The organism is Actinoplanes cyaneus, assembly GCF_016862095.1.
Lineage (GTDB): Bacteria > Actinomycetota > Actinomycetes > Mycobacteriales > Micromonosporaceae > Actinoplanes > Actinoplanes cyaneus.
The window spans coordinates 1-2,667 of the sequence record NZ_BOMH01000140.1; the positions used below are offsets into that span (position 1 = coordinate 1).

Consider the following 2,667-nt stretch of genomic DNA (forward strand, 5'->3'; position numbering starts at 1 on the left):
ACCAGCCATGCGTTCCACTCGCGGTTGATGGAGCCGATGCTGGCCGAGTTCCGCGCGGTGGTCGCCGGTCTGACGTTCCAGCCAGGCCACGAGCGCTGGTCGGAGCCGGAGTACTGGGTGGCGCACGTGCGTGACACCGTGCGATTCGCCGACGCGGTCGCCGAACTCGGTGACGGCGTGCGGTTCGTGGAGCTGGGCCCGGACGCGGTGCTGTCGGCGATGGTCGACGATGCGGTGCCGCTGCTGCGCCGGGACCGCGACGAGGTCACCACCGCCCTGACCGCGCTGGCCAACCTCCACGTCACCGGCGTGCCGGTGGACTGGACCGCGCTGTTCCCCGGTGTCCGGCCCGCCGACCTGCCGACCTACCCCTTCCAGCGGGAACGCTTCTGGCCGGGGAAGGGGACACGGACCCGTGACCACCGCGACGACGACTTCTGGTCGGCCGTCGAGGGTGGCGACGCCGCTGACCTGGCCGGCCGGCTCGGGGTCGAGACGAGCGCCGTCGCCGGCCTGCTCCCGGCACTGGCCGCGTGGCGCGCCCGCGGCCGGGAACGCGACCTGCTCGACTCGTGGCGGTACCGGATCACCTGGAAGCCGCTGACCGTCCCGGCCGGCGGCCGCCTCACCGGCACCTGGGCCGTGGTCGGCGACGACAGGTACGGCCTCGCCGAGACCCTTACCGGCCTCGGCGCCACGGTCACCCCCGTTCCCACCGGCGAGCCGCTCTCCGGCGTCATCTCGCTGCTCGGCACGGTCGACGAGACGCTGCCGCTGGTCCACGGGCTGGTGACGGCCGAGACGGACGTCCCGCTGTGGATCGTCACCCGGGGCGCGGTGGCGACCGGCCGGGCGGACGGACCGGTCGACATCGCCCAGGCGGCTCTCTGGGGCTTCGGCCGGGCCGTCGGTCTGGAGCACCCCGGTCTGTGGGGTGGCCTGCTCGACCTGCCCGCCGTCATCGACACCCGTGCCGCCGAGCGGCTCGCGGCGATCCTCGGTGGCGGCCTGGGCGCCGAGGACCAGCTCGCGCTGCGTGCCGGCGGTGTGCTGGCACGGCGCCTCGCCCACGCCCCGGCCGGCGCGTCCTCCCCGCCCTGGCGGCCGCGCGGAACGGTGCTCGTCACCGGCGGCACCGGCGGGCTCGGCGGCGAGGTCGCCCGCTGGGCCGCCGGGAACGGCGCCGATCGGCTCGTCCTGGTCTCGCGCCGGGGCGGCGAGACCGACATCCCCGGCGCCGAGGTGCACGCCTGCGACCTCGGCGACCGCACCGCCGTGGCGGCGCTGCTGGCCAGGACCGGGCCGATCGACGCGGTGGTGCACGCGGCCGGTGTCGGCGAGGACGTGGCGCTGATCGATGCTGATCAGGAACACCTGGACCGGGTGCTGCGCGGGAAGGTCGACGGCGCGCTGCATCTCGACGAACTGGCCGGCGACGTGGACGCGTTCGTGGTGTTCTCCTCGATCTCGGCCACCTGGGGCAGCGGGCGGCAGGCCGCGTACGGCGCTGCCAACGCCGCCCTCGACGCCCTGATCCAGCGTCGGCGCGCCGCCGGTCGCCCCGGCACCTCGATCGCCTGGGGCCCGTGGGCGCGCGTCGGTATGGCCGGTGACGCGGAGGCGGCCACCGCCCTGCGCCGCCAGGGACTGGCCGGGATGGACCCCGAGCCGGCGGTGGCGGCGCTCGTGCGGGCCGTCGGCGCCGGGGAAGACCTCGTCACGATCGCCGACGTCCGGTGGGACGAGTTCCTGCCGATCTTCACGGCGGCCCGGCCGCGTCCGCTCCTCGCCGACCTGCCCGAGGCGACGGTGACCACCGTCGTCGCGGAGACCGGGCTGGCCGCCCGCCTCGCCGGGCAGAGTCCGGCCGACCAGCGGCGCACTGTCCTCGACCTGGTGCGCGCCGAGGTCGCCGCGGCCCTCGGTCACGCCTCGGCCGCCGCCATCGCGCCCGACCGGGCGTTCCGGGAGCTGGGCTTCGACTCGCTCACCGCGGTCGAGCTGCGTAACCGCCTGCAGCCGGTGCTGGGTCTGGCGCTGCCGGTCACGCTGGTCTTCGACCACCCGGACTCGGCGCGGCTCACCTCGTACGTACTGGAGAAGCTCCTCGGCGAAGCCGCGCCGCCGCCGCGAGCCGAGGCCGCCGCGGTGACCGGCGACGATCCGATCGTGATCGTCGGCCTCGGACTGCGGCTGCCCGGCGGCGTCGAGACGCCCCAGGCGCTGTGGGACCTGGTCGCCACCGGCACCGACGCGATCGGGCCGTTCCCGGACGACCGTGGCTGGGACATGGACCGCCTCTATCACCCGGATCCGAACCACCTCGGGACCACGTACGCCCGCGAGGGCGGCTTCCTCTACGCGGCGGCCGAGTTCGACGCCGGCCTGTTCGGGATCTCGCCGCGCGAGGCCCTCGCCATGGACCCGCAGCAGCGGCTGCTGCTGGAGACCTCGTGGGAGGCGTTCGAAAGCGCCGGGGTCGACCCGCTCGGCCTGCGCGGCGAGCCGGTGGGCGTGTTCGTCGGCGCCACCTTCATGGGGTACGGCAGCGGGGCGGCCGACGCCGCCGAAGGACATCTGCTCACCGGTACGGCGTCCTCGGTGATCTCGGGTCGTGTCTCGTACACGTTCGGTTTGGAGGGTCCGGCGGTCACCGTCGACACGGCG

General features: G+C 75.3%; 1 protein-coding gene. It reads left to right on the top strand.

From position 1 onward, the window contains the following. Positions 1-27: 27 nt before the first annotated feature. A partial coding sequence (locus tag Acy02nite_RS46000; RefSeq protein ID WP_203756692.1) for an SDR family NAD(P)-dependent oxidoreductase occupies positions 28-2,667 on the top strand: 2,640 nt, incomplete at its 3' end.